Source organism: Streptomyces sp. NPDC101181, from assembly GCF_044767975.1.
Classification (GTDB): domain Bacteria; phylum Actinomycetota; class Actinomycetes; order Streptomycetales; family Streptomycetaceae; genus Streptomyces.
On record NZ_JBIWOX010000004.1, the window covers coordinates 117,261 to 142,720 of the forward strand.

General features: G+C 71.9%; 27 protein-coding genes. 15 read left to right on the plus strand and 12 right to left on the minus strand.

Annotated features, from left to right (window positions below):
- Positions 1–30: 30 nt before the first annotated feature.
- Positions 31–522, plus strand: a complete 492-nt coding sequence (locus ACIRRU_RS08980) for a GNAT family N-acetyltransferase (protein WP_403678102.1) — start codon at positions 31–33, stop codon at positions 520–522.
- Positions 523–539: 17 nt separating this feature from the next.
- Positions 540–1,352 (plus strand): serine hydrolase domain-containing protein, encoded by an 813-nt coding sequence (locus ACIRRU_RS08985; protein ID WP_403678104.1) that lies wholly within the window; start codon positions 540–542, stop codon positions 1,350–1,352.
- On the opposite strand, the gene ACIRRU_RS08990 is transcribed toward ACIRRU_RS08985, so the two are convergent.
- Entirely contained in the window at positions 1,321–1,794 is a 474-nt protein-coding gene (locus ACIRRU_RS08990; protein WP_403678106.1) for an ATP-binding protein, read from the minus strand. The two genes, ACIRRU_RS08985 and ACIRRU_RS08990, sit on opposite strands and share 32 nt — an antisense overlap.
- Positions 1,795–1,878: 84 nt before the next feature.
- On the opposite strand from ACIRRU_RS08990, the gene ACIRRU_RS08995 reads away from it, so the two are divergent.
- Positions 1,879–2,703, plus strand: a complete 825-nt coding sequence (locus tag ACIRRU_RS08995) for a Scr1 family TA system antitoxin-like transcriptional regulator (protein ID WP_403678108.1) — start codon at positions 1,879–1,881, stop codon at positions 2,701–2,703.
- Entirely contained in the window at positions 2,687–3,028 is a 342-nt protein-coding gene (locus ACIRRU_RS09000) for a DUF397 domain-containing protein (RefSeq protein ID WP_403678110.1), read from the plus strand. Before ACIRRU_RS08995 ends, ACIRRU_RS09000 begins: the two co-directional genes overlap by 17 nt.
- Positions 3,029–3,391: 363 nt before the next feature.
- On the opposite strand, the gene ACIRRU_RS09005 is transcribed toward ACIRRU_RS09000, so the two are convergent.
- The 6 genes from ACIRRU_RS09005 to ACIRRU_RS09030 form a co-directional block, all read right to left on the minus strand.
- Positions 3,392–4,180 carry an ABC transporter ATP-binding protein gene (locus ACIRRU_RS09005; protein ID WP_403678112.1) on the minus strand — a complete coding sequence of 263 codons (789 nt, stop codon included), beginning with the start codon at positions 4,178–4,180 and terminating at the stop codon, positions 3,392–3,394.
- Positions 4,181–4,195: 15 nt separating this feature from the next.
- Positions 4,196–4,780: a hypothetical protein gene (locus ACIRRU_RS09010; RefSeq protein ID WP_403678114.1), complete on the minus strand. Its 585-nt coding sequence runs from the start codon at positions 4,778–4,780 to the stop codon at positions 4,196–4,198.
- 3 nt (positions 4,781–4,783) lie between these two features.
- Positions 4,784–6,199 carry a hypothetical protein gene (locus ACIRRU_RS09015; RefSeq protein WP_403678116.1) on the minus strand — a complete coding sequence of 472 codons (1,416 nt, stop codon included), beginning with the start codon at positions 6,197–6,199 and terminating at the stop codon, positions 4,784–4,786.
- A 37-nt stretch (positions 6,200–6,236) separates the two neighbouring features.
- Positions 6,237–6,776, minus strand: coding sequence for a hypothetical protein (locus tag ACIRRU_RS09020; protein ID WP_403678118.1), 540 nt, complete (start codon positions 6,774–6,776; stop codon positions 6,237–6,239).
- A gap of 228 nt (positions 6,777–7,004) precedes the next feature.
- Positions 7,005–8,276, minus strand: coding sequence for an aminotransferase class I/II-fold pyridoxal phosphate-dependent enzyme (locus ACIRRU_RS09025; RefSeq protein WP_403678120.1), 1,272 nt, complete (start codon positions 8,274–8,276; stop codon positions 7,005–7,007).
- Positions 8,277–8,484: 208 nt separating this feature from the next.
- Positions 8,485–9,141 carry a pirin family protein gene (locus ACIRRU_RS09030; protein WP_403678122.1) on the minus strand — a complete coding sequence of 219 codons (657 nt, stop codon included), beginning with the start codon at positions 9,139–9,141 and terminating at the stop codon, positions 8,485–8,487.
- Between the two features lie 142 nt (positions 9,142–9,283).
- On the opposite strand from ACIRRU_RS09030, the gene ACIRRU_RS09035 reads away from it, so the two are divergent.
- The 5 genes from ACIRRU_RS09035 to fabF all read left to right on the plus strand — a co-directional run bounded on the left by ACIRRU_RS09035 (position 9,284) and on the right by fabF (position 14,185).
- Positions 9,284–10,486, plus strand: coding sequence for a helix-turn-helix domain-containing protein (locus ACIRRU_RS09035; RefSeq protein WP_363202743.1), 1,203 nt, complete (start codon positions 9,284–9,286; stop codon positions 10,484–10,486).
- An 89-nt stretch (positions 10,487–10,575) separates the two neighbouring features.
- Positions 10,576–11,490, plus strand: coding sequence for an ACP S-malonyltransferase (locus tag ACIRRU_RS09040; protein WP_363202769.1), 915 nt, complete (start codon positions 10,576–10,578; stop codon positions 11,488–11,490).
- A 9-nt stretch (positions 11,491–11,499) separates the two neighbouring features.
- Complete coding sequence (locus ACIRRU_RS09045; RefSeq protein ID WP_363202744.1) at positions 11,500–12,531, plus strand: ketoacyl-ACP synthase III; 1,032 nt, start codon at positions 11,500–11,502, stop codon at positions 12,529–12,531.
- Between the two features lie 63 nt (positions 12,532–12,594).
- Positions 12,595–12,843, plus strand: a complete 249-nt coding sequence (locus ACIRRU_RS09050) for an acyl carrier protein (protein ID WP_084745743.1) — start codon at positions 12,595–12,597, stop codon at positions 12,841–12,843.
- 76 nt (positions 12,844–12,919) lie between these two features.
- Positions 12,920–14,185, plus strand: a complete 1,266-nt coding sequence (fabF, locus tag ACIRRU_RS09055) for a beta-ketoacyl-ACP synthase II (protein WP_403678124.1) — start codon at positions 12,920–12,922, stop codon at positions 14,183–14,185.
- Positions 14,186–14,278: 93 nt separating this feature from the next.
- Here the strand turns inward: fabF and ACIRRU_RS09060 are convergent, their stop codons facing one another.
- The gene (locus tag ACIRRU_RS09060; protein WP_363202746.1) at positions 14,279–14,773 is read right to left on the minus strand and encodes a DUF3145 domain-containing protein; all 495 of its coding nucleotides are present in this window, start codon (positions 14,771–14,773) and stop codon (positions 14,279–14,281) included.
- Positions 14,774–15,147: 374 nt separating this feature from the next.
- On the opposite strand from ACIRRU_RS09060, the gene ACIRRU_RS09065 reads away from it, so the two are divergent.
- Both ACIRRU_RS09065 and ACIRRU_RS09070 read left to right on the plus strand, forming a co-directional pair.
- Complete coding sequence (locus tag ACIRRU_RS09065) at positions 15,148–16,077, plus strand: SGNH/GDSL hydrolase family protein (RefSeq protein WP_403678125.1); 930 nt, start codon at positions 15,148–15,150, stop codon at positions 16,075–16,077.
- A gap of 11 nt (positions 16,078–16,088) precedes the next feature.
- Positions 16,089–17,090 carry an aldose epimerase family protein gene (locus tag ACIRRU_RS09070; RefSeq protein WP_403678126.1) on the plus strand — a complete coding sequence of 334 codons (1,002 nt, stop codon included), beginning with the start codon at positions 16,089–16,091 and terminating at the stop codon, positions 17,088–17,090.
- A gap of 18 nt (positions 17,091–17,108) precedes the next feature.
- Here the strand turns inward: ACIRRU_RS09070 and ACIRRU_RS09075 are convergent, their stop codons facing one another.
- Positions 17,109–19,598 carry a glycoside hydrolase family 3 protein gene (locus tag ACIRRU_RS09075; protein WP_403678127.1) on the minus strand — a complete coding sequence of 830 codons (2,490 nt, stop codon included), beginning with the start codon at positions 19,596–19,598 and terminating at the stop codon, positions 17,109–17,111.
- A 170-nt stretch (positions 19,599–19,768) separates the two neighbouring features.
- Here ACIRRU_RS09075 and ACIRRU_RS09080 point away from each other — a divergent pair, with 170 nt between their 5' ends.
- A complete protein-coding gene (locus tag ACIRRU_RS09080; RefSeq protein ID WP_403678128.1) occupies positions 19,769–20,353 on the plus strand; it encodes a TetR/AcrR family transcriptional regulator in 585 nt (194 codons plus the stop codon).
- Positions 20,354–20,369: 16 nt separating this feature from the next.
- Here ACIRRU_RS09080 and ACIRRU_RS09085 read toward each other — a convergent pair whose 3' ends face one another.
- The 3 genes from ACIRRU_RS09085 to ACIRRU_RS09095 all read right to left on the minus strand — a co-directional run bounded on the left by ACIRRU_RS09085 (position 20,370) and on the right by ACIRRU_RS09095 (position 22,790).
- Entirely contained in the window at positions 20,370–21,173 is an 804-nt protein-coding gene (locus ACIRRU_RS09085) for an EI24 domain-containing protein (RefSeq protein ID WP_403678129.1), read from the minus strand.
- A 75-nt stretch (positions 21,174–21,248) separates the two neighbouring features.
- On the minus strand, positions 21,249–21,677 hold the full coding sequence (locus ACIRRU_RS09090) for an organic hydroperoxide resistance protein (protein WP_403678131.1): 429 nt from the start codon (positions 21,675–21,677) through the stop codon (positions 21,249–21,251).
- 93 nt (positions 21,678–21,770) lie between these two features.
- Complete coding sequence (locus tag ACIRRU_RS09095; protein ID WP_403678133.1) at positions 21,771–22,790, minus strand: NADP-dependent oxidoreductase; 1,020 nt, start codon at positions 22,788–22,790, stop codon at positions 21,771–21,773.
- Positions 22,791–22,915: 125 nt separating this feature from the next.
- Between ACIRRU_RS09095 and ACIRRU_RS09100 the strand changes: the two genes are divergently transcribed.
- The 3 genes from ACIRRU_RS09100 to ACIRRU_RS09110 all read left to right on the plus strand — a co-directional run bounded on the left by ACIRRU_RS09100 (position 22,916) and on the right by ACIRRU_RS09110 (position 25,408).
- On the plus strand, positions 22,916–23,353 hold the full coding sequence (locus ACIRRU_RS09100) for a MarR family winged helix-turn-helix transcriptional regulator (RefSeq protein WP_403678135.1): 438 nt from the start codon (positions 22,916–22,918) through the stop codon (positions 23,351–23,353).
- Positions 23,354–23,550: 197 nt separating this feature from the next.
- The gene (locus ACIRRU_RS09105; protein WP_403678136.1) at positions 23,551–24,444 is read left to right on the plus strand and encodes a 4-hydroxybenzoate octaprenyltransferase; all 894 of its coding nucleotides are present in this window, start codon (positions 23,551–23,553) and stop codon (positions 24,442–24,444) included.
- Positions 24,445–24,502: 58 nt separating this feature from the next.
- The gene (locus ACIRRU_RS09110) at positions 24,503–25,408 is read left to right on the plus strand and encodes an oxygenase MpaB family protein (protein WP_403678138.1); all 906 of its coding nucleotides are present in this window, start codon (positions 24,503–24,505) and stop codon (positions 25,406–25,408) included.
- The last annotated feature ends 52 nt before the right edge of the window (positions 25,409–25,460 follow it).

The window sequence follows — 25,460 nt, forward strand, 5'->3', positions numbered from 1 at the left end:
CCCCGGGGACAGCCCTTAGCCTGGCCGACCATGGAACCCGAACGCCCCGCCCCCGCCCGCCGCGCCACCCCGCAGGACGCCGAGGAACTGGTCCGGCTCCGCGCGGTCATGATCGACTCACTGGCGTACCGCCCCGCGGCGGACGCCGACGCCTCCTGGCGGCCCGTGGCGGTGGCGACGCTGCGCGCCGAGCTCGCCGATCCGGCCGGGAACCTCACCGCGTTCGTCGTGGACGCCCCGGACGGTGCGGGCCTGGCCGCCTGCGCGGTCGGCACGATCGAGTACCGGCTGGGCGGCCCCGGCAACCCCGACGGCAGCGGTGGTCACGTCTTCAGCGTCGCCACCGACCCCGGCCGACGCCGCCGGGGCCACGCCCGCGCCTGTACGGAAGCGCTGCTCGGCTGGTTCCGCGAGCGCGGGGTGACCCGGGTCGATCTGCGGGCCTCCGAGGACGCCGAGCCCCTGTACGCCTCGCTCGGCTTCGCCCGCACTCCGGACCCGGCGATGAGGCTCTACCTCTGAACGTTAGGCTCGGGCGCATGGAGAGCCTGCGCATCATCGACACCTGGCCGGTCCCGACCGCGGCTGCCGCCGTCGTCCGGGCCGACGGCACGGTCCTCGGCACGCACGGGCCGACCGGCCACCGCTTCCCCCTCGCCTCGGTGACCAAGCTCCTCGCGGCCTACGCGGCGCTGGTGGCGTACGAGGAGGGGGCGGTCGAACTGGACGAGGCGGCCGGACCGGAGGGCTCCACGGTCCGCCACCTCCTCGCCCACACCAGCGGCCTCGCCTTCGACGAGCACCGGGTGACGGCCCCGCCCGGCAACCGCCGCCTGTACTCCAACGCGGGCTTCGAGGTGCTGGGCGACCACATCGCCAAGGCGTCCGGCATCCCGTTCGCGGAGTACCTGCGCCAGGCGGTCCTGGAGCCGCTGGGCATGACCTCCACGACCCTCGACGGCTCCCCGGCCCGCGACGGCGTCTCCACCGCCGACGACCTGGCCCGCTTCGCCGCCGAGGTCCAGGCCCCCCGCCTCCTCGACCCGCGCACGGTGCTCGAAGCCCAGAGCGTGGTCCACCCGGGCCTGAAGGGGGTCCTGCCGGGCTACGGCCACCAGAGCCCGAACGACTGGGGCCTCGGCTTCGAGATCCGGGACTCCAAGTCCCCCCACTGGACGGGGGCTTCGTCCTCCCCGGCGACCTTCGGCCACTTCGGCCAGTCGGGCACGTTCCTCTGGATCGACCCGGTGGCGGGCGCGGCCTGCGTGGCACTGACCGACCGGGCCTTCGGACCGTGGGCGGTGGAGGCGTGGACCCCGTTCACGGACGCGGTAGTCGCCGAACTCTCCTGAACCGGCTGCCGCCCTTCTCCGGCGGCGTCAGGCACTCGAACCAGACGGTCTTCCCGCTGCCGTCCCAGCGCTTCTCGATGCCCCAGTCGTCGGTCACGGCGTTGACCAGGATCAGCCCGCGCCCGCCGTCGTCCATCAGGTCGCCCTTGACGGCGACGGGCACGACGGGACTGCCGTCGGCCACCTCGACACGGACGCCCTCGTCGTGCGGCAGCTGGTAGATGAGGGTCTGCCCCCGTCGGCCGGGCACGTGTCGCACGACGTTCGCGATCAGCTCGGTGAGGGCCAGCTCCGCCGCTTCGGCCAGGAACGGCAGTTCCCACGCCTGGAGATAGAGCCGCAGAACGCGCCGCAGATGCCGGGCCGAGTGCTCGCCCAGGATGAAGTCGGAGCGGTAGACGGGGTCCCGGGATCCCTCCGTGGGGATGAGTACGAGATTCATGCCACCAGGCTGCGACGCTCTGGATACGCTCGGCTACGTACGGAAACGAACGCCGCAAGGCGTTGCACACCGGAGGTCCGCGCCGTGGCCAACATCCAGAAGCTCGACCCGAGCGCATCCCCCCTCGACTACTTCGGCTCGGAGTTGCGCCGGGTGCGCGAGGCGCACGGCCTGAAACAGGGCCAGTTGGGCTCGATGATGTACTGCTCGGGCTCGCTGATCGGCCAGATCGAGACGACGAAGAAGGTCCCCACCCGCGAATTCGCGGAAGCCCTGGACCAGGCGCTGGGCACGGACGGGCTGTTCTCCCGCCTGGTGAGCCTGGTCCTGCGAAGCCAACTGCCGGGCTGGTTTCGTCCGTACGCGGACATGGAGGCGAAGGCGGCGTACATCTCCACCTACCAGGCGCAGGTGGTGTACGGGCTCTTGCAGACGGAGGAGTACGCGCGAGCGGTACTGGCCACCGGCATGCCCGACGACCTGGAGGCGCTTCTCGCGGCCCGCATGGAGCGGCAGCGCATCCTGGAGCGGGACAGGCCGCCGCTGGCGTGGGCGGTGCTGGACGAGGCGGTGCTGTACCGGCCGATCGGCGGCCACGAGGTGATGCGGGCCCAACTCCAGAGGCTGTTGGACTACGCCGAGCACCGCTGGATGCGGATTCAGGTGCTGCCGTTCGAGGCGGGGGAACACGCGAGCTTGGACGGCTCGTTCAACCAGCTGCGCTTCGACGACGACCCGGACATCATCTACACCGAGGACCGCATCTCCGGCCATATGACGGCCAACCCCGAGACGATCCGGGAGGCCTCCCTCCGATACGCTCACCTCCAGGCCACCGCACTCTCCGTCGAGAAATCGGTGGCGCGCATCAGCCGCGTGATGGAGGAGCGTTATGGAGCACGGCCCTGACCTGACGAACGCGGACTGGCGCACGTCCAGCTACAGCGGAAGCACCGGCGGCGACTGCGTCGAGTGCACCGTCATCGACGGCGCGGCCTGGCGGAAGTCCTCCTACAGCGGAAGCACCGGCGGCGAGTGCGTCGAGTGCACCGTGACCGGAGGCGCGGCCTGGCGTACGTCCTCGCACAGCGGCAACACCGGCGGCGACTGCGTCGAGGCCGCCCCCGCCGCTCCGTGCGGCTCCGCGCCCGTCCGGGACAGCAAGAACCCCGCCGGCCCGGCCATCGTCCTCGGGGCCCCCGCCTGGCGGGCGTTCGTCGACAGCCTGCGCTGACGCGCGACACGCGAGGAGGCGGCGGCCGGAGTCTGCGAGCTCCGCCCACCGCCGCTTGACGAGTTGGTGCGTGACAACGGGTGAGGCGTCGAGGGTGAACCGTCATCCAGGCGCAGCTCGATGACCTCGGTCCAGGCGTAGACGACCACATCCGCCAGGGTCCGAAGAGGCAGGTCCGGGCGCTCCGGGATCGCGCACCCCCGTTGGGCCAGGAGCGCGCACATCTCCTGGACGGCCCGGGTGACGGTGGAGCGGTCGACGCCGAACACCAGGCCCAGGACCGTCCGATTGACCATGATCACCGCAGCCGGATCATGCCCTCACTCACACATGACGCCTCACCCGTTATCACGCACCGACTCGTCAGTTCCCCGACCCGCGTGACGTCCGCCGTTCGACTCGCACAGGGTCCTCCGGCATGACGCCATGGGTGAGTACCGCGTAGGCGTCTTCCGCTCGACGTGCGGCCTGGACGTGTGCGGAAGCGTGTTCGAGAAAGGCTTCCGTGGTTCCGTCGAAGGTGATCACGCCGTGGGCGAGGACAGTGACCTGGTCAGCTTCTTCGGCGAGATCGGTGACGTCGTGTGTGGACATGAGCACGGGGACGCCGTCGTCAACGAGGCGCAAGATGAGGTTACGGAAGAGGCGCCGCTGGGTCGGGTCCATTCCGGCTGTCGGTTCGTCGAGCAGGAGCAAGCCGGCACCGTGGACCAAGGCGGAGGCGACGCCCACCCGGCGGACTTGGCCGCCGGAGAGCCGACGCGTTCTGGTGTCAGCCTGAGAGGTGAGCTCGACCCGGTCGAGCGCGTCGGCCGCGGCTTCCCAGGCCGCGCTGCGGCTCATGCCTTTGAGCCAGCCGGTGTAGGCGACCTGCTCGCGTGCGGTGAGCCCGGTCATGGCGGTGATCGTTTGCGGCATCCAGGCCACGTGGGCGCGGTAGGCCGCCTGATCGGAGGACAGGTCACCGAGACGCACGGTTCCGCTATCCGGCTGGTTGACGCCGGCCGCCAGTTTCAGCAGCGTCGACTTCCCTGCGCCGTTGGGACCGAGAAGAATCGTGAATCCGTCGCTGATGGTATGTGTGAGCTCGTCAAGGACGGACGGCGTACGCCGTCCGTATGCGTAGGAGACGGAGCTGAGTTCCAGATGCATGGGGGAGAGAATCCTTCAGGAGGAACGCGGGCTGCGGCCGCCCACGACGAGACCGGCTGCGAAGACGAGCAGGCAGAGGCAGGCAGTGACGACGATGTGCGCGGGATGAAGAGTGACGGCCCAGATCCACGGACGGTCGTAGTCCTGGTATCCCGCGAACATGACGGCGAAGACCCAGGCGACGGGCGCCGGCGTCGCGGCTTGCGGGTGGAGCGCGCCGGCGACGAGCATGAGGCCGACGAGAAACAGCGTGTTGCGACCGGCCTCGTAGACAAGGTCCGTGTGCGTGATGCCGGCGACCAGGCAGCTCGCCGACACCGCGAGTGTGGTCGCCACCGTCACGAGCGCGACGTCCAGAAGGCGGATCCTGCGCACTGTCGTGAGTTCTGCCTCAGGCAGCCTTTGAGCAAGACAATAGGCCAGGGTCGAGGTGACGATCAGCGGCGCGAAATGGACCAGTTGAACTTGGTTACGCCCGCTGTTGGTGAGGCCCGGCAGCAGTACGTTCTCCTGCCGTCCTACCGTGATCACTGCGAGGAACGCGAGCAAGCCGGGAACGAGCACGGGGAACGCACGGCGCGCTCTGATCCACAGGATCATGTCCTATGCCCGCCCTGCCAGCTCGCACGCCTTCTGCTGTTCGGCGTGGAACCACGCCTTCTGCTCGGTTTCGCTGGGGAGACCGCTGGTGTCGTCCGCCAGCTTCTTCACCTTCGCCAGCACCTCGTGGGCATTCTGAATCGCGCCGTACTCGCTGCGCCGCCAGGCGAGGTAAGGGGATTCCGCATCGATTTTCTGGGCGGCCCACAGCGTCGCGGCGTCGTGAGGCACGATCCAGTCCGCGGGCATGCCCGGCTCGAAGGCAGCCGGCAAGGTGCACGGGAATCGCACGGAGGTGAGCAGAACCGCGTAACGGATGTTGACCATGCCGCCGCCCGGCTCACCGGCCTGCCGGGACAGCGGCAGCCACCACTGAGTCGCCGAGGACCGCTTACGGTGGCGCTCGGCCAGGAGGGCGTCCGAGACAACGTCGGGCATCTCCACCCGGACGCCCGCTGCCTGCAACTTCCGCACCGATGCCACGACGTGGGTACGGACCTCGTCGAGGGAGCCGATCGCTCCGCCGGATTCGGCCATGCACACGCGCGGGGCCTCTCCCACGCAACGCACCGGGGCTTGTCCCGCCACGACGGGGCCGTCGGCGATCCCCCAGCCTGACGCTTCCCGCGCGCATGCCACGCTTACGCCCAGCGCCGCGACGACAGCGGCCGTGCGTACCAGCCGTCTGCGTGGCCCCCGCAGCCAACATGCCGCAGCGGCGGCTGCTGCCGCCGCGATGAACAGGAACGGCACCAACACCGTGAGCACGCCGTAGCGTTCGCCGAAGGCGAGAGACGTGTCGATCTGACCGAGAGTGTGACGGGGCCAGACCGGATCGCTGTAACCGCCCGAACCACTGACGAGATAGAACACAGCGACAGAGGCAAGCGGAGCAGCGATGCTCCGGGGGACAAGATGGCCCAGGGCACAGCCCAACAGGGCGTACGCGCCGACGATGCCCATCCCCATCAGCAGCGGCGTCAAGGCGGCAAGGGAGGGCATCAGGCTGGTTTCCACCAGTCTCAAGATCACCGGCACCGTCAGCACGAGCCAGCCCGCCACCACGCTGGGGGTGAGGGCGTGCACGGCCACCCGGATTCGGGTGCGGCTGGGAGCCAGGGTCCAGACACCGTCCAGCACCAACCGGCCGCCCTCCCACACCGCGAGCCCTACGGTGATCGCGTAAGCGAACGCGTAGAAGAACGACAGCACGAGTGCGACTTGCTCCGGGGCCCAGAGCGGGCCGGCCAGGACTTCCGCACGGGAGTCCTCAAGGTGCACCACATAGAAGAAGTAGAAGATGATGATGCCGCCCCAGACCGGTGCGGTCCACAGTGCCGGACTGGTGCGCAGACGGGCGCGAAGGTTCAATTGGACTGCCGTTCCCATGCGATGCGCCGGGAAGCGCGCGACGCGCATCCCGGCGACAGAAGCTGCGGACGTGCGAAGCGGACCGCTAGTCGGCCTTGGTGGTGTCGACGTACACCTTGTCTACCTCAAGGCTGCCTTCAATACTCCCGGAACCGTTCACCTTCGGGATCGTGAAGTAGCGGTTGTCGCCGCCATCGTAGTGGACGTCCCACTCGCCTCGGGACGTGCCGCCGCTGAAACAGGCAGTGAACGTCTTGTCTCCCATTTCCTTGTCCCGCGAGAACGGAATCGCTTGGAAGAGCCTGACAGTGACGGACTTCCCCCCGGTGGGCTTGACTCTGCAACCGGTGAACTGGATCTCGGTGTAGTCATTGTCGGCCCAGTGCCGGGATTCCTTCGATCCGGGCTTCCAATTCTTCAGTTCGCTGGTGAAGTTCATCGGCTGTACGGCAGCGCCCGCATCGGGCTCACCGTACAGGTGTATCAGCCCGGCCTCATTCGGATTGAAGGTGTAAGCGTCCTCACTCTCGGACGGCGAGTCGGCATGTGCCGTGGTGGCTGTGACGGTCATCAGTCCAGCCGCCAAGGCGATTCCCAGCCCGACATAGAAGTGACGGTCAATCATGATTCCCCCATAGAGTCCGAACTGCGCCCCAGTGAGGGCGGCCAGTCACGAGCGCACAGTTCAGCACTCTTTCGTCACGGAAGAAACACCTCCACTTCGACCGCCGACCTCAAAACCCCTTTGCCCCCCTGGGGCCATCCGGATAAGTCAGCCGGTCATCGGTCAGCCGATGGACTGGCAGTCGAGGAAGGCGTCCGAAACGCCGGACACGGCGGCAGCCGAATGCCCTCAACTCGCCGTGTCCGCCAGCCGCTTCTCGTAGCCGACCAGGCGCACGCAGGCCGTGACGCCCGCGATGGCCTGCTCCAGTTCCTCGGGGGTGGGGAAGCTGGGGGCGATCCGGATCACCGCGTCGTCCGGGTCCTGGCCGTGCGGGTGGGTGGCGCCCGCGGGGGTGAGGACGATGCCCGCTTCGGCGGCGCGGCGGACGACGTCCTTCGCGCAGCCGTCGAGGACCTTCAGGGTGATGAAGTAGCCGCCCTTGGGGTCGGTCCAGGTGGCGAGGCCGGTGGAGCCGAGTTCGGCTTCGAGGATGCGCAGGACGGCGTCGAACTTCGGGCGGAGCTTGGCGCGGTGCAGGTCCATGTGGGCGTGGACGCCCGCCTCGTCCTTGAGGAAGAGGGCGTGCCGCAGGTGGTTGACCTTGTCCGGGCCGATGGTGCGCTTGGCGAGGTTGCCGAGCAGCCAGGTGATGTTGTCGGGCGAGGCGCCGAAGAAGCCGACGCCGCTGCCGGCGAAGGTGATCTTCGAGGTGGAGCCGAAGACGAAGGCCCGGTCGGGGTGGCCGTGCGCCGCGCAGGCGGCGAGCACGTCGGCGATCGCGACCCGCTCGTCGGTGAGGTGGTGGACCGCGTAGGCGTTGTCCCAGAAGATCCGGAAGTCCGGGGCCGCGGTGGGCATGGCGGCGAGCCGGTCGACGACCTCGTCGCTGTAGCTGACGCCGTCCGGGTTGCTGTACTTCGGGACGCACCAGATGCCCTTGACCGAGGCGTCCTCGGCCACCAGTCGCTCCACGGTCTCCATGTCGGGGCCCTGGTCGGTCATCGGGACGGGGATCATGTCGATGCCGAGGCGCTGGCACACGCCGAAGTGCCGGTCGTAGCCGGGTACGGGACAGAGGAAGGCGATCCGCTCCTGGTCGGCCCAGCGGGACTCCGCCCCCGGCATCACGCTCAGCAGCGCGTGCACGAGGCTGTCGTGCATCAGCTCCAGGCTGGAGTTGCCCGCCGCTATCAGCTGCTCGACGGGGACCTGGAGCGGGTTGCTGAAGATCTCGCGCAGCTCGCGCAGGCCGTGGAGACCGCCGTAGTTGCGGGTGTCCACCGATTCGGCGCTGCGGTAGGTGTCGCCGGGCAGGGCCAGCAGCGGCGCGGAGAGGTCGAGTTGGTCCGCGGCGGGCTTGCCGCGCGTGAGGTCGAGGGAGAGGTTCCGCCGTACCAGCTCGGCGTAGTCCTGCTGCGCGCGGTCTCGGAGGGTGGCCAGGGCATCGGGGCTGGACACGGTGGGGTTGATGGGGATCTCCTTCGCAGGCGGACGCACGGCGCACGGACAGCGTCATACGGGGCGTCGTGGGGAAACGTGACGCCGCCAGCACCTTACAAAGGGCCGCCGCGACCGCCGCGAGCTGTCCATGTTCAGCGTTCGGCCCCTGCCGACCGTGCCGGGCCCGCCACGTGCTGTCCGTGCCGGGCCCGGGGTGCCGCCCCGCTCAGCCCGCCAGCTCCCAGACGAGCAGCTCCGCCGCCGTCACCGCGACCGCGGCCAGGCCCCGGGCCCCGGTGATCCGGGCCGCGTCGCCGGAGGCCAGTTCCTCACCGTCCAGGGCGACCCGGCCCCGTACCACGTGGACGTAGGCGCGCACCGCGTCCGGGACCGCCGTGCGCTCGCCCTCCACCAGGCGCCGGACGTGGAGCATCGCACCCGCGCCGGGCAGCGCGTACGGGGTGGAGTCGGCGATGCCGGGGACGACCGTGTACGAGGGCTCGCCGCCGGGCTCCAGGGGCGCGAGCCACATCTGGAGGAAGGTCAACGGGTGCGTGCCGTCGTTGCGTTCGACGTGGCGGACCCCGGAGGCGGCGCTCAGGTGGGCCACGTCCCCGGCGCGGACGACGGTGGCCCGGCCGGTGGAGTCCCGGTGGGTCAGCTCGCCCTCGACGACCCAGGTGACGATCTCCGTATGGCTGTGCGGGTGCTCGTCGAAGCCCGCGCCCGGGGCCAGGCGCTCCTCGTTGCAGGCCAGGACCGGGCCGAAGCGGAGGTTGTCCGGGTCGTAGAAGGGGCCGAAGGAGAGGGCGTGCCGGGTCTCGATCCCGGCGGCCGCGTCGCCGCCCCGGTAGCGGTCGTCGGACCGGTGCACGGATATCACCCGGCCACGGTAGCCGGGGGCGCGCCCGCCCGGCTCCGGACGGGAGCGGCGGACCGGGCGGCGGGAGCTTCCTACCCGCCGGTAGGGGGCACCGTCGCCCCGGCCCACCGATCCACCGGCCCGATAAGGCAGTCTTGTCCTCGTGCCCCGACCCGATCCTGAGCAGCAGCCTGACGCCCACGACGCCCATCTGCATGCCGCGACCCTGAAACGGCTGGAGCAGTCCTCCGGCCGGCTGGCCGCCAACGCGATCGCCCGCATGGACGAATCGCTGCCGTGGTACCGGGCGATGCCCCCGGAGAACCGGTCCTGGATCGGCCTAGTCGCCCAGGCCGGTATCGCGGCGTTCACCGAGTGGTTCCGGTTTCCCGAGGCCCCGCAGGCGATCTCCACCGATGTGTTCGGCACCGCCCCGCGCGAGCTGACCCGGGCCATCACCCTGCGGCAGACCGTGGAGATGGTGCGCACCACCATCGAGGTCATGGAGGCCGCGATCGAGGAAGTGGCCGCCCCCGGCGACGAGTCGGTGCTGCGCGAGGCGCTGCTCGTCTACGCGCGGGAGATCGCCTTCGCCACCGCCCAGGTCTACGCCCAGGCCGCCGAGGCGCGGGGCGCGTGGGACGCCCGGCTGGAGTCCCTCGTGGTGAACGCGGTGCTCTCCGGCGAGGCCGACGAGGGGGCCGTCTCGCGGGCCGCCGCGCTCGGCTGGAACTCGCCCGAGCACGTCTGTGTCGTCCTCGGCACCGCGCCCGACGGGGACAGCGAACTGACCGTGGAGGCCATCCGGCGCGCCGCCCGGCACGCGAAGCTCCAGGTCCTCACGGGTGTCCTCGGCAACCGTCTGGTCGTCATCGCGGGCGGCAGCGACAACCCGCTCCAGGTCGCCAAGGGCCTGATCGGCCCGTACGCCGCCGGGCCGGTGGTCGCCGGACCCGTCGTGCCGGACCTGCTGGCGGCCACCCGGTCCGCACAGGCGGCGGCCGCCGGGCTGAAGGCGTGCTCGGCGTGGCAGGACGCGCCGCGCCCGGTGCTGGCGGACGATCTTCTGCCGGAGCGCGCGATGGCCGGGGATCCGGCCGCGCGGGACCAGTTGGTGGAGGAGATCTACAGACCGCTGGAAGAGGCCGGTTCGGCTCTGCTGGAAACGCTGAGTGTCTATCTGGAGCAGGCGAGCAGTCTGGAGGGCGCGGCCCGGATGCTGTTCGTGCACCCCAACACCGTGCGCTACCGGCTACGACGTGTGACCGACGTCACCGGATGGTCACCCTCCGATGTGCGCTCCGCGTTCACGCTGCGGATCGCCCTGATCCTGGGGCGCTTGGCCGCGGCGGATATCCAGTCCTAGACTTTTGTTGTACTTCAACAATTCCCCCGACGGTTCTTCGTCCCTGTCCCCACGGGCGTGCTGGGCCGTCCACAAGAGAGAGTGTGAGGGTGCTCGTACTCGTCGCTCCCGGCCAAGGCGCTCAGACGCCCGGCTTCCTGACTCCCTGGCTCGATCTCCCCGGCGCCGCCGACCGCATCGCGGCCTGGTCCGAGGCCATCGGGCTCGACCTCGCCCACTACGGCACGAACGCCGACGCGGACGAGATCCGCGACACGGCCGTCGCGCAGCCGCTGCTGGTGGCCGCCGGGCTGCTGTCGGCGTCCGCCCTGGGCGCCTCGCCGTCCGTCGTCGCGGGTCACAGCGTCGGTGAGATCACCGCCGCCTCGATCGCCGGTGTCTTCGGCGAGGAGGCCGCTCTGCGTTTCGTGCGTACCCGCGGCCTCGGCATGGCCGAGGCCGCCGCGGTCACCGAGACCGGAATGGCGGCCCTGCTCGGCGGTGACCCGGCCGTGACCGTCCCGCACCTGGAGAAGCTCGGGCTGACCCCGGCCAACGTCAACGGCGGCGGCCAGATCGTCGCCGCGGGCACCGCGGCCCAGCTCGCCGCCCTGGAGGCCGACAAGCCCGAGGGCGTGCGCCGGGTCGTCGCACTGAAGGTGGCGGGCGCGTTCCACACGCACCACATGGCCACGGCCGTGGACAGGCTGCGCGGGGCCGTCGGGGACCTCACGGTCGCGGACCCGTCCGTGACGTACGTGTCCAACGCCGACGGGCACACCGTGGCCACCGGCACCGAGGTCGTCGCCCGGCTGGTCGGACAGGTCGCCAACCCGGTCCGCTGGGACCTGTGCATGGAGACCTTCCAGTCCCTGGGCGTCACCGCACTCGTCGAGCTGAGCCCCGGCGGCACACTGACCGGGCTCGCCAAGCGCGCGCTGCCCGGCGTGAAGACGCTGGCGCTGAAGACCCCCGACGACCTCGACGCGGCCCGCGCGCTCATCTCCGAGCACGCGGGCGCCTAAGGAGCGAGCATGTCGAAGATCAAGCCCAGCCAGGGCGCCCCGTACGCGCGCATCCTCGGGGTCGGCGGCTACCGCCCGACCCGGGTCGTGCCGAACGAGGTGATCCTCGAAACGATCGACTCCTCCGACGAGTGGATCCGCTCCCGCTCCGGCATCGTCTCCCGCCACTGGGCCTCCGCGGAGGAGACCGTGGCCGCGATGTCGATCGAGGCGTCCGGCAAGGCCATCGCGGACGCGGGCATCGACCCCGGGCAGATCGGCGCGGTCGTCGTCTCGACCGTCTCGCACTTCAAGCAGACTCCGGCCGTCGCCACCGAGATCGCCCACCGGATCGGCGCGGGCAGGCCCGCCGCCTTCGACATCTCGGCGGGCTGCGCGGGCTTCGGCTACGGGCTGACCCTCGCCAAGGGCATGGTCGTCGAGGGCTCGGCGGAGTACGTCCTGGTCATCGGCGTGGAGCGGCTCAGCGACCTGACCGACCTGGAGGACCGCGCGACGGCCTTCCTGTTCGGGGACGGCGCGGGCGCGGTCGTCGTCGGCCCCTCGCGGGAACCGGCCATCGGCCCGACCGTGTGGGGGTCGGAGGGCGACAAGTCCGAGACGATCAAGCAGACGGTCGGCTGGGACGAGTTCCGCCTCGGCGACGTGTCGCGGCTGCCGCTCGACTCGAAGGGCGAGGTCAAGTTCCCCGCCATCACGCAGGAGGGCCAGGCGGTGTTCCGCTGGGCCGTCTTCGAGATGGCGAAGGTCGCCCAGCAGGCGCTGGACGCGGCCGGGATCGCCCCGGGAGACCTGGACGTCTTCATCCCGCACCAGGCCAACATGCGGATCATCGACTCGATGGTGAAGACCCTGAAGCTGCCGGAGCACGTCACGGTCGCCCGTGACATCGAGTCCACCGGTAACACGTCCGCCGCCTCGATCCCGCTCGCGATGGAGCGGCTTCTGGCGACCGGTCAGGCGAAGAGCGGCGACACCGCGCTCGTCATCGGCTTCGGGGCGGGTCTCGTCTACGCCGCGACGGTCGTTACCCTCCCCTAGGCACACCGGACCTTTTGGTCCGTAGCTACGAACACCGAAGAAACCCACCGAAGGAGCGCCAAGATGGCCGCCACGCAGGAAGAGATCGTTTCCGGTCTCGCCGAGATCGTCAACGAGATCGCCGGTATCCCGGTCGAGGACGTCCAGCTGGACAAGTCCTTCACCGACGACCTGGACGTCGACTCGCTGTCCATGGTCGAGGTCGTCGTCGCCGCCGAGGAGCGCTTCGACGTGAAGATCCCCGACGAGGACGTCAAGAACCTCAAGACGGTCGGCGACGCAGCCGACTACATCCTGAAGCACCAGGGCTGATCCCAGTCCGGCTGTGTCGCCACCCGGCGGTGGCGCCGCTGATTCACGACCCTCTACACGTGGAGAAGATTTTCCAGTGAACTCGACCAATCGCACCGTGGTCGTCACCGGTATCGGCGCAACCACTCCGCTGGGTGGCGACTCCGCATCGACCTGGGAAGGTCTGATGGCCGGCCGGTCCGGCGTCAGGCCCCTCGAGGGCGAGCGGTTCGCCGAACTGCCCGTCCGGATCGCCGCCCTCGCGGCCGTCGACCCGGGCGAGGTCCTGCCCCGCCCGCTGGCCCGCAAGCTGGACCGCTCGGCGCAGCTGGCGCTGATCGCGGCCCGCGAGGCGTGGGCGGACGCGGGCTACACCGGCAAGGCCGGTGAGGAGGACGAGACCGTCCGCCCCGAGCGTCTCGGCTCGGTCATCGCCTCCGGCATCGGCGGCGTGACCACCCTGCTCGACCAGTACGACGTGCTCAGGGAGAAGGGCGCACGCCGCGTCTCCCCGCACACCGTCCCCATGCTCATGCCCAACAGCCCGGCGGCCAACGTCGGTCTGGAGGTCAACGCCCAGTCCGGTGTCCACACCCCGGTCTCGGCCTGCGCCTCGGGCGCCGAGGCCATCGGCTACGCCGTCGAGATGATCCGCACCGGCCGGGCCGACGTGGTCGTCGCCGGGGGCACGGAGGCGGCCATCCACCCGCTGCCGATCGCCGCGTTCGCCAACATGATGGCGATGTCCAAGAACAACGACGAGCCCCAGAAGGCCTCGCGCCCCTACGACACCGGCCGGGACGGCTTCGTCCTCGGCGAGGGTGCGGGCGTCGTCATCCTGGAGTCCGCGGAGCACGCCGCCCGGCGCGGCGCGAGGGTCTACTGCGAGGTGCTGGGCCAGGGCCTGTCGGCCGACTCCCACCACATCGCGCAGCCCGAGCCCACCGGCCGGGGCATCGCCGCCGCCATGCGGAACCTGCTGGACTCCAGCGACCTCAAGCCCTCCGAGGTGGCCCACCTCAACGCGCACGCCACGTCGACGCCGCTGGGCGACATCGCGGAGATCAAGGCCCTGCGCAAGGTGCTGGGCGACGACCTCGACCATGTCGCGATCTCGGCGACGAAGTCGATGACGGGCCACCTGCTCGGTGGCGCGGGCGGCATCGAGACGGTGGCCACCGTCCTCGCGCTGCACCACCACATGGCCCCGCCGACCATCAACGTGGACGACCTCGACGGGGACGTCGACGCGGACGTCGTGCGCGGGGAGCCGCGGCCGCTGCCCGAGGGGCCGATCGCGGCGATCAACAACTCGTTCGGATTCGGCGGACACAACGTGGTGCTGGCGTTCCGTTCCGTGTGACGGTCCGGCAGCCGTCCGCCCCGCCCTGATACGGGTGAAGCCCGCTTCCCGGGTCCGGGAGGCGGGCTTCGTCGTCGGCCGGGGAAGCCCGGCTCACACCACCTGGTGCAGCCAGCGGACCGGGGCGCCCTCGCCCGCGTGCCGGAAGGTCTCCAGCTCGTCGTCCCACGGCTTGCCGAGCAGGGAGGCGATCTCGGCCTCCAGATCGCTCTCGCCGCGCGTGGAGCGGGCCAGTGCGGCGCGCAGCCGGTCCTCGGGGATCAGGATGTCACCGTGCAGGCCGGTGACGGCGTGGAAGATGCCGAGGCCGGGGGTGGAGCTGTAGCGCTCGCCCTCGGCGGTCGGGCAGGGTTCGGCGGTCACCTCGAAGCGCAGCAGATCCCAGCCGCGCAGGGCGGAGGCGAGCTGCGACGCGGTGCCCGCGCGGCCCTTCCAGGAGAATTCGGACCGCCAGGTGCCGGGCGCGGCCGGCTGTCTGATCCAGTCCAGCTGGACCCGCACTCCGAGAACACCCGCCACCGCCCACTCGACATGTGGGCACAGCGCGCGCGGTGCGGAGTGAACGTACAGGACTCCACGTGTCGTCACCGGAACCTCCCGTGTGGGACGAGGTACGCCTTCCCCAGCGGCCTCGCGTCCGTACCGTCTCTTTCCGGCCACGACCCGAGGTTGTCATCAGTAAACAGCATCGGGAGTTAATCTCCAGAAAAGGGACAGTATGTGACGTGACGTAATGTACCGGAGCCACCCACGTGGGCGCGGACGGGCGGAACGCAACTGGTTCGACGGGGAAAAGCTACCGTGCGCCGGGGCCGTCCGTGTGACGTACCGTCGGTCCCAGGCCCTTGATTCGCCCAGCTTTCACCCGGCAGGGCGCGCACGCCTCCTACCTGGGGACGAGGAGTGTGCCGGGGGCATGTCCCCAGGCATAAACCAGGGGTAGACCGGAGGGGAACACACCGATGCGGGAGCCCGCGACACGCCCTCGGACGCGCGGGGCGCTCGCCGCGCTGGCGGCACTCGGCTGCGTCGGCACGGCCGCGCTGGCGGGGTGCTCCGGCGGGGGCGGTGACCACGGCGTGTCACGGAACGCGCCCGCCTCCTCGCGCGGCGCCTCCCCGTCGCCCTCCCCCACCCCGGACTGGAATCCGCGGCCCGGGTCCGTCGCGGCCGTCGGGGACTCCATCACCCGGGGCTTCGACGCCTGCTCGGTGCTGGCGGACTGCCCCGAGGTGTCGTGGGCGACCGGGACGGACGCCGCGGTGCGCAGTCTCGCGGTGCGGCTGCTCGGCGCGTCGAAGGCGGCGGACCACAGCTGGAACCACGCCGCGTCGGGGGCCCGGATGGTGCAGCTGCCCGCACAGATGGCGCTGGCGGCGAAGGAGCGGCCGGAACTGGTCACGGTGATGATCGGCGCGAACGACGCCTGCCGGGACTCGGCGGCGCTGATGACGCCGGTGGCGGACTTCCGCGCATCGTTCACGGCGTCGATGCGTCAGCTGCGGGCCGGGGCCCCGAAGGCGCAGGTGTACGTCTCCAGCGTGCCGGACCTGAAGCGGCTGTGGTCGACGGGGCGGGTGAACGAGCTGGGCAAGAAGATCTGGGACCTGGGGATCTGCCAGTCGATGCTGGCCGGCGCGGACGACCTCGGGCCAGCCGCCGTGGCCCGGCGCGAGGCGGTGCGCGAGCGGGTGGTGGCGTACAACGAGGTGCTGCGGGAGGTCTGCGCGAAGGATCGTCACTGCCGCTACGACGGCGGGGCGGTCTTCGGCTTCCGGTTCACCTCGGCGCAGCTGAGCCCCTGGGACTGGTTCCACCCGAGCCGCGACGGGCAGGCCCGGCTGGCGGAGATCGCCTACCGCAACGTCACGGCCTCACAGCCGCCCGCGTAGGGTCGGGCACCATGACCACGAGCACGGAGACGATCACGCGTACGGAGGACTTCGGGGCGCTCGCGGACGGGTCGCCCGTGCGCCGGTGGACGCTGGAGCGGGACGGCGTGCGGGTGCGGGTGCTCACGTACGGGGCCATCGTGCAGTCCGTGCTGGCACCGGGCCGGGACGGGTCGCGGGCTCCGGTGGCGCTGGGTCTGGCGGACGTCGGCGGGTACGAGGAGTTCCCGGGCCCCTACTTCGGCGCGGTGGTGGGGCGGTACGCGAACCGGATCGGCGGCGCGGCGTTCACCCTGGACGGGCGCACGCACCGCCTGACGCGCAACGAGGGCGGCAACCATCTGCACGGCGGGGCGAGGGGCTTCGACAAGCGGGTGTGGGACGCGGTGGCCGTCCCCGGCGGGGTGCGGATGTCCCTGGTCTCCGAGGACGGCGACGAGGGCTACCCGGGGCGGCTGGACTTCTCCGTGACGTACACCCTCGGGCCGGGCGGGGCGCTGGTGCTGGACCACCGGGCGGTGACCGACGCGCCGACCGTGCTCAACCCGACCAGCCATCTGTACTGGAACCTGGCGGGCGCGGACAGCGGCAGCGCGCTCGGGCAGCAGCTGCGGATCGCGGCGGAGCGGATCACTCCGGTGGACGCGGCCTCGGTGCCGACGGGGCTCCTCGCCCCGGTGGCCGGGACCCGCTTCGACTTCCGGCGGTACCGGACGGTCGGCGCGGGCTACGACCAGAACTTCGTCCTGGACGCGGCGCCCGCCGACGGGGTCGCCGCCGAGCTGTACGACGCCGGGTCCGGGCGGGTGCTGACGGTCCGGACGACCGAGCCGGGGCTCCAGCTGTACACGGCCGACCACTTCGACGGGCGGCCGTTCGGCCCGTGTGCCGGGATCGCGCTGGAGACCCAGCACTTCCCCGACTCCCCCAACCGGCCGGAGTTCCCGTCCACGGTGCTGCGGCCCGGCGAGGAGTTCGCCTCGCGGACGACGTACGGCTTCGGGGTGCGCTGACCGCTCGGGCGCCGGCGCCTATGAGCGGCGGCGCTCCGGGTCGGCCGTGATCTCCACCGTGGCGGTGGCCCGGACGTCGGCGAGCGAGCGGGCCGCCTGGACCTGATAGCGGCCGGGGACGGTGGCCCAGCCGTTCAGCGCCTCGTCCCAGACCTGGTAGGCGCGGCGCTCCACCGGGACGGTGACCTCGGCGCTCTCGCCCGGTCCGGCGGTGACCCGGGCGAATCCGGCCAGCCAGCGGGCCGGGCGCTCGGGGGTGCCGGGGGCGGGTTCCGGGGCGAGGTAGATCTGGACCGTCTCGCCGCCGGGGCGCGAACCGCTGTTGCGGACGCGGACGGTGACCGCCTCGGGGGTGGCCGTGACGGCGTCGTACTCCCAGCTGGTGTAGCCGAGTCCGTGGCCGAAGGGGTACGCGGGGGCGGTGCCCGCCTTCTCCCAGGCCCGGTAGCCGATGAAGACGCCCTCGGTGTAGGCGAGTTCGCCGTTCACCGGGGTGGTGGCGGTGACCGGGGCGTCGGCCAGGACGGCGGGCCAGGTGGTGGGGAGGCGGCCGCCGGGCTCCTCCGTGCCGAGCAGGACGTCCGCCAGCGCGTGCCCGGCCTCCTGGCCGGGGAACCAGCCGAGCAGGACGGCGGCGACCTCGTTCCGCCAGGGCAGCTCCACCGGGGAGCCGGAGTTGACGACGACGACCGTACGGGGGTTGACGGCGGCCACCGCGCGGACCAGGTCGTCCTGGTGGCCGGGGAGCTTGAGGTCGGTGCGGTCGAAGCCCTCGGACTCGACGCGTTCGGTGGTGCCGACGACCACGATCGCGGCGTCGGCTCCGCGGGCGTGCGCCACGGCCTCGGCGACGAGGTCCTTCGGGTCGCGGCGCGGGGCGAGGTGGACGAGGCAGCAGGAGACGCCCTTGAAGGGGTGGCCGGGAATGGGGACCGGGCGGTGGGTGAGCGAGACCTCGACGGGTTCACCGGCGGGGAGGGTGAGGCGGCCGCGCTCGACGGGCTCGCTGAAGAACGCGCCGAGCGGGTCGGTCCCCGGGGCGCGGTCCTGGTCGCCGTCGTACAGGGTGCGGCCCGCGACGGTGAGCGTGAAGCCGCCGAAGCCCCGGGTGCCGAAGGTGTGCTCGCCGCTCTCGCGCGGGGTGAACGTCCCGGTGATCTCGACGCTGTGCAGGGTCTCGTGGGTGACGCCGTCGGGCAGGTCGGCCCCGATCCACTGGATCTGGCCGGTGGGCAGCGGGAGCGTCGCCAGGACGGTCCCGGAGGCGTCGCGGCAGACGGCGGTGAGGTCGAACCCGGCCCCGGCGATGGAGAGTTCGTCGCTGGGGTCGGCTCCGACGGCGTAGCTCAGCGCGCCCTCGGGGAGGGCGGCGGTGAGGCCGTCGAGCGGGGAGACGACATGGTCGGGGAAGACCAGCGCGGAGCCGCCGCCGAGCACCCGGGCGTCCCGGGCGAGCGCCCCGCTCAGCGCGACGGTGGAGCCGGGCGCGAGCGGCAGGGTGCCGCCCTCGTTGCGGACGAGCACGAAGGAGCGGTGGGCGATCTCGCGGGCCAGCGCCTCGCCGTCGAGGGGTGCGGGCAGGTCGGCGGGGGCCACGGCGGGCGGGGCGGAGTCCAGGGCCCCGACGCGGGCGGCGAGCAGCAGGATGTTCCGTACGGCGATGTCGACGATCTTCTCGTCCACCTCCCCGGCCCGTACCGCGGTCGCGAGCGCCTCGCCGTAGACGGTGCGCGGCCCCGGCATGGCCGCGTCCAGGCCGCCGGTGACCGCCCCGACGGTGGAGCGGGCGGCGAGCCAGTCGGAGACGATGAAGCCGTCGAAGCCCCACTCGCCGCGCAGGACGGCGTTCTGGAGGTAGCGGTGCTCGGTCATGGTCGAGCCGTTGACCTGGTTGTAGGCGGCCATCACGCCCCAGGGGTGGGCGTTCTTGACGATCCGTTCGAAGGGCGTGAGATACAGCTCGCGCAGGGGGCGCGGGGCGACGGTGTTGTCGACGGTGAAGCGGTCTGTCTCGGCGTCGTTGGCCACGAAGTGCTTGACGGTGGTGGCGACCCCGCCGTCCTGGACGCCCAGGACGTAACCGGTGCCGATCTCGCCGGTGAGAAGGGGGTCCTCGCTGTAGGCCTCGAAGTGGCGGCCGCCCAGCGGGGTGCGGTGCAGGTTGACCGTGGGGGCGAGCAGGACGTGCACGCTCTTGCGGCGGGCCTCCTGGGCGAGCAGCCGCCCGGCGCGGCGGGCCAGCCGGGGGTCCCAGGCGGCGGCGAGCGCGGTGGGCGAGGGCAGCGCGATCGAGGGGTCGGCGGCGGTCCAGCGCACGCCCCGGACGCCGATCGGACCGTCGGACATCACCAGCGAGCGCAGTCCGATCGCGGGCAGGGCGGGCAGCGTCCACAGATCCTGTCCGGCCAGCAGGCGCGCCTTGTCGTCGAGGCCGAGTGCCGCGAGGGCCGCGTCGACGGCCTCCCGGCGCAGGGCTTCGGGGTCGCTGATGCTGGACGCGGCTGTCACGGCCGTACCTCCTGGTCGAGTCCGGTGGACGCCTCCATGGTGACGCGTTCACCGGTAACCTGGTAGGTTTTGTTATCTTTTCGTTACGTCGGTGGAGCCGGGTCCGTGACGCCGTACGGTTCTGCTGAGGGGGACCGGCGCGGGGCCGGGCGGCGGGGAAGGGGCCGGCGATGGCACGGGCCAGAAGCGAGGAGCGGCGGGCCGAGATCCTGCGGGCCACCCTTGAGGTGATCGCCGAGCGCGGTTACCGGGGCGCGACGCTGGGGGCGGTGGCCGAGCGGGTGGGTCTGACCCAGCAGGGGCTGCTGCACCACTTCCCGACGAAGGAGGCGCTGCTGGTGGCGGTGCTGGAGGACCGGGACCGGTGGGACACCGGCGGGGGCGGGGGCGAGGCGGACGCCTGGCGGCTGGAGCTGCTGGGCTCGCTGGTGGAGTACAACGCGATGCGGCCGGTGATCGTGCGGACGTTCGCGGCGCTGCTCGGCGAGAGCGTGACGGAGGACCACCCGGCCCGGGAGTTCTTCACCCGCCGCTACACCGGGGTCCGGGCCGCCATGGCGGCGACGCTGCGCGCGGAGTACGGCGGCACGCTGCCGGGCGGGCTGTCCCCGGAGCGGGCCGCCGTGCTGCTGGTGGCGGTGATGGACGGGCTCCAGTACCAGTGGCTGCTGGACCCGGAGGCGGTGGACATGCCGGGGGCGTTCGGGGAGTTCCTGGAGCTGCTGAGGACGGCCCGGGGCCCCGACGAGGCGTAGGGCGCGCCGGAGCCGGTCAGGCGGCCGGGCCGCCCGCGGCGGTGGCGGCGCCCGGGTCCCCGGCGGGGGCGACGGGCGGTTCGGCCGGGTCGACCAGGTCGCGTACGAGGAGGGTGGCCCCGGCGACGGCCCCCGGCATCAGGAACACCGCGACGAACGGCACCAGGAACGCGAGCGTGAGCGGAACCCCGAAGCCGAGGACCAGCAGCCGGCGGCGGCGGAGCAGGGCGAGCCGCGCCTTCAGCTCGAACCCCCGGCGCTGGAGGGCCACCCCGGTCAGCTCCTGGGCCAGGAAGTAGCCGGAGACGCAGAAGCCGAGCGCGGGGACCACCGTCTGGCCGACGACGGGGATGAAGCCGCAGGCGAAGAGGATGATCCCGTACAGCGCGACGCGCAGCAGGATGCGGACGGAGTCCCGGGCGGAGACCCACAGGTCCCGCCAGAGCGGCAGGCCGGACTCGGGGACCTCACCGCCCTCGCTGCGGTCGACCTCCTCGGAGAGCGAGTCGTAGAACGGCTGGCCGACCAGCAGGGTGACGGCGGTGAAGGTGATGACCGCGAGGAACAGCCCGAGGACGAAGACGAGCGCGGTCAGCCCGGTGCGCAGCAGCCCCTGCCACGGCGAGGTCCAGTCGTCGGCGAACGGGGTCGCCCAGGCGACGAGGTCGTCGGCGCCGTAGCCGAGTCCGATCAGGGCCCCGGCGTAGACGACCAGGGTGAGAAGTCCGGGCAGCAGACCGATCCCGAGCCAGCGCCCGTGCCGGACAGCCCAGCGCTGCCCCTTCGCCAAGTAGCCGAATCCTGCCCCGAGATCACTCATGGGCGTCAGCGTACTGGTGTGCGGGACCGCACCCCGGACGGGATGCGGTCCTTACGCGCGAGCGTGCGGAAGCCGTCAGGCGACCGACAGTTCGACCTTGATGTTGCCGCGGGTGGCGTTGGAGTAGGGGCAGACCTGGTGGGCCTTCTCCACGAGCGCCTGGGCGGTGGCCCGGTCGACGTTCGGGATGGTCGCGCTGATGGCGACCTCCAGGCCGAAGCCGCCCGCCTCGTTCTTGCCGATACCGACGGAAGCGGTCACCGTCGAGCCGGAGATGTCAGCGCCCTCCTGGCGGGCGACGACGCCCAGCGCGCCCTGGAAGCAGGCGCTGTAACCGGCCGCGAAGAGCTGCTCCGGGTTGGTGCCAGCGCCACTGCCGCCCATGGCCTTCGGCGGGTTGACCACGACGTCGAGCCGGCCGTCGTCCGAGGCGACCCGGCCGTCGCGGCCGTTCTCGGCGGTGGCGACGGCGGTGTAGGCGACGTCGATCTTCTGGATGGTCATGATGTGAGGATTCCTCCGGTTGGTGCGCCGCGACTCGCGCCCACGATCGCGACGGCCTGGGGTGAGCCTAACGGGTACCCGAACGGGCCGGAATCAGGCCAGGGAGACGATCATCTTGCCGGTGTTCTCGCCGCGCAGGAGGCCGACGAAGGCGTCGTACCCCTTCTCGATGCCCTGGATCGCGGTCTCCTGGTACTTCAGCTCGCCCGAGGCCAGCCAGCCCGCGACATCCTGGACGAACTTCTCCTTCAGGTCCGCGTGGTCGCCGACGAGCATGCCCTGGATGCGGAGCCGCTTGCCGATGATCAGTGCCATGTTGCGCGGGCCGGGGGTCGGCTCGGTGGCGTTGTACTGCGCGATCATGCCGCAGACGGTGACACGGCCGTGCAGGTTGAGCGAGCCGATCGCGGCTTCGAGGTGCTCGCCGCCGACGTTGTCGAAGTAGACGTCGATGCCGTCGGGGGCGGCTTCCCTGAGCTGGTCGCGGACGGGCCCGTCCTTGTAGTTGAACGCGGCGTCGAAGCCGTACTCCTCGACGAGGAGCCTGACCTTCTCGTCGGAGCCCGCCGAGCCGATGACCCGGGAGGCGCCGTTGATCCTGGCGAGCTGGCCGACCTGGCTGCCGACGGCCCCGGCCGCGCCGGAGACGAAGACCGCGTCGCCCTCCTTGAAGGAGGCGACGTCGAACAGGCCCGCGTAGGCGGTGAGTCCGGGCATGCCGAGCACGCCGAGGTAGGCGGAGAGCGGGGCGATACCGGCGTCGACCTTCACCGCGTGCTCGGCGGGGACGTCGGCGATCTCGCGCCAGCCGAGGCCGTGCAGCACGTGATCGCCCACGGCGAAGCCCTCGGCGGCGGAGGCGATGACCTCGCCGACCGCGCCGCCGTCCATGGGGCGGTCGAGCTGGAAGGGCGGGGTGTAGGACTTCACGTCGTTCATCCGGCCGCGCATGTACGGGTCGACCGAGAAGTGCTTGTTGCGGACGAGGATGCGGCCTTCGGCCGGAGCGGCGACCGCGGCCTCACGCAGCGCGAAGTCCTCGGCCCGGGGCCAGCCGTGCGGACGGGCGACGAGGTGCCATTCGCGGCTGGTCGTGGGCAGTGCAGCAGACATGGGCTCGGGTTCTCCTCAACGTCCTACGGGGTCTCCGGGGAGGTCCGCCGGAAAAGGTTCATTACGTGAAACAACCATGCTCCTGGATATTTCATGTTGTCAAGTAAATCGGTAGGCTGTCGGTCATGGCCACTCGTACAGACACCGTGACCCTTGAGGTCGTCGAGCTGATCGGCACCGTCGTGGCGCGCTACCACGAGGAGTACGACCGGGCCGCCGCCGAGCACGCGCTCACCGGGGCGCAGGCCCGGGTGCTCGGGCTGCTCTCGCTGGAGCCCCTGCCGATGCGGAGGATCGCCCTCAAGCTGAAGTGCGAGCCGTCGAACGTCACCGGGATCATCGACCGGCTGGAGACCCGGGGGCTGGTCGAGCGCAGGCCCGATCCGGCCGACCGCCGGGTCAAGCTGGCCGCGGCGACGGAGCGGGGCAGGCACACGGCCCGGGAGCTGCGGGACGCGCTGGACTTCGCCCGGGAGCCGCTGGCCGGACTCTCGGACACCGAGCGCACACTCCTGCGGGACCTGCTGCGCCGGATGCTGGGCGAGGCCCCCGCGGACGCCTGAGGGCGCGGCCCGCCGCGTAGCCCGTCCCGGGCGGTTCCTCACCTGGCAAAGGTCGCCAACTAGCCTTCTATAAAGCTAAGTTGAGGCGATCAGGCAGCCCGCTGAAGGGACGTGACCGCCGTATGACCGGTGCTCCGCAGCCCCCCGCCGAGGCCCCCGCGCCCGTCCCGCGACCGGCCGCACCCCCGCCTCCCCCCGTGGCGCGTGCCGCACGGTGGGTGGACCGGGCCCCCGCCGGGGTGCGGCCGTATCTGGAGGCGTTACGGCTGGACCGGCCGGTCGGGGTCTGGCTGCTGGTGCTGCCCGGGTGGATCGCGCTCGGCGCGCTCGCCGGGGCCCGGGACGGGGTGGTGCTCGGGCTGCTGCTCCTGGTCTACGGGGTGCTGTCGCGCGGCGCCGCCTGCGGGCTCAACGACGTGCTGGACGCCCGGTTCGACGTCCAGGTGCCGCGGACAGCGGGGCGGCCCGTCGCCTCCGGGCGGCTGAGGGCCGGGCGCGTGCTGGCGATGTCCTTCGCGGTGGGGGCGGTGGCGCCGCTCGTGATGGCGTTATGGAGCCTGGAGGCCGTGCTGTGGGCGGCGGCCGGGGCGCCCCTGGCGGCGCTGTACCCGTACCTGAAGCGGATCACCCACTGGCCGCACGTGTGGCTCGCGTTCGCCATGAACTGGGCGGTCGTGGTGGTGTACGTCCTGCTCGCCGGGGGGCTCGGGCCCGAAGGGTGGCTGCTGTACGGGGCGTTGATCTGCTGGGCCGTGGGGACGGACGTGATCTACGCCTGCCAGGACCGGGAGGCCGACGTGGGAGCCGGGGTACGGTCGGCCGCCGTGCTGCTGGGGCGCCGCAGCCGGGTGCTGGTGGGCGCTGTGTACGCGGCGGGCGTGGCGCTGCTCGCGTGGTTCGGGGCGGTCGCCGGGCTCGGGCCGCTCTTCTGGCCCGGACTGGGCGCGGTCGCCGTCCAGCTGGGGTGGCAGGTGTGGCGGGCCGACCCCGACGATGTGCGGGCCTGCGCGCGGGCGTTCGGCTCCAACCCGCTGTGCGGCCTGCTGATCCTCCTGGCCGTGCTCGCCGGGCGGATCGCTACCCTCGGCTGAGGGACGGGCGGCCCCGAAGAGTGGACGGCCCGGAGGAACGAGGCACCCGGAGGCGCCGGTGGGACTGCGGGACCGGATCGCGGCGGAGCTCACGGCGGCCCTGCACGGCGGCGATCTCCAGCTGGAGCGGTACGCGACGCCGCCCGGTGACCCCGGGCTCTTCGGGATCGCGCCCGGAGACCCGGTGTGGCGGGTGCACGGGCAGGCGACCGGGATGCTCGTCGGCGGGTTCGCCGCGCTCATGCTCCAGTCCCTGCACCCGCTGGCCATGGCCGGCGTCGACCAGCACTCCGACTTCCGCGCGGACCCGGTGGGGCGGCTGAACGGGACCGTACGGTTCATCACCACGACCACCTTCGGCTCCGCGCCCGCCGCCCGCGAGGTCGTCGCCCTCGTCCGGCGCATCCACACCCGGGTGCACGGCACCGCCCCCGACGGGCGGGCCTACCGGGCGGACGACCCCGGCCTGCTCACCTGGGTGCACACCGCCGAGGTGAGCAGCTTCCTCGCCGGTCACCAGGGCTACGCGCCCCGGCGGCAGCGGCTCACTCCCGCCGGCTGCGACGCCTATTACCGCCAGGCCGCGCCCATGGCCGAGGCGCTCGGGGCCCGGGGCGTGCCGCGCTCCCGCGCCGAGGCGGCGGACTACCTGACCCGGATGCGGCCCCAGCTCCACGCCACCGCGGCCGCGCTGGACTCGGTGCGCTTCCTGCGGGCCTTCGGCCGCAACCGGCGCGAGCGGCTGGTCGTCGGCCTGCTCATGAACGCCTCGGTCGGCATCCTGCCCGGCTGGGCCCGCGCCGAGCTCGGCATCCACCGCCCGGCACCCGTCCGCACGGGCTGGGACCGGCCCCTGGCCACGGCCGTCGGGCGCACCCTGAAATGGGGGCTCGGGCCCTCCCAGATCCAGGCCGCCGCCCGCGGACGGCTGTCCGGAGTCCCACCGAAGTCCCCGTCGGCCTGATCACCGGCCGGGAGGCGGTCCGCCGACAGCAGGCCCCGGTCCTCCGCGCACC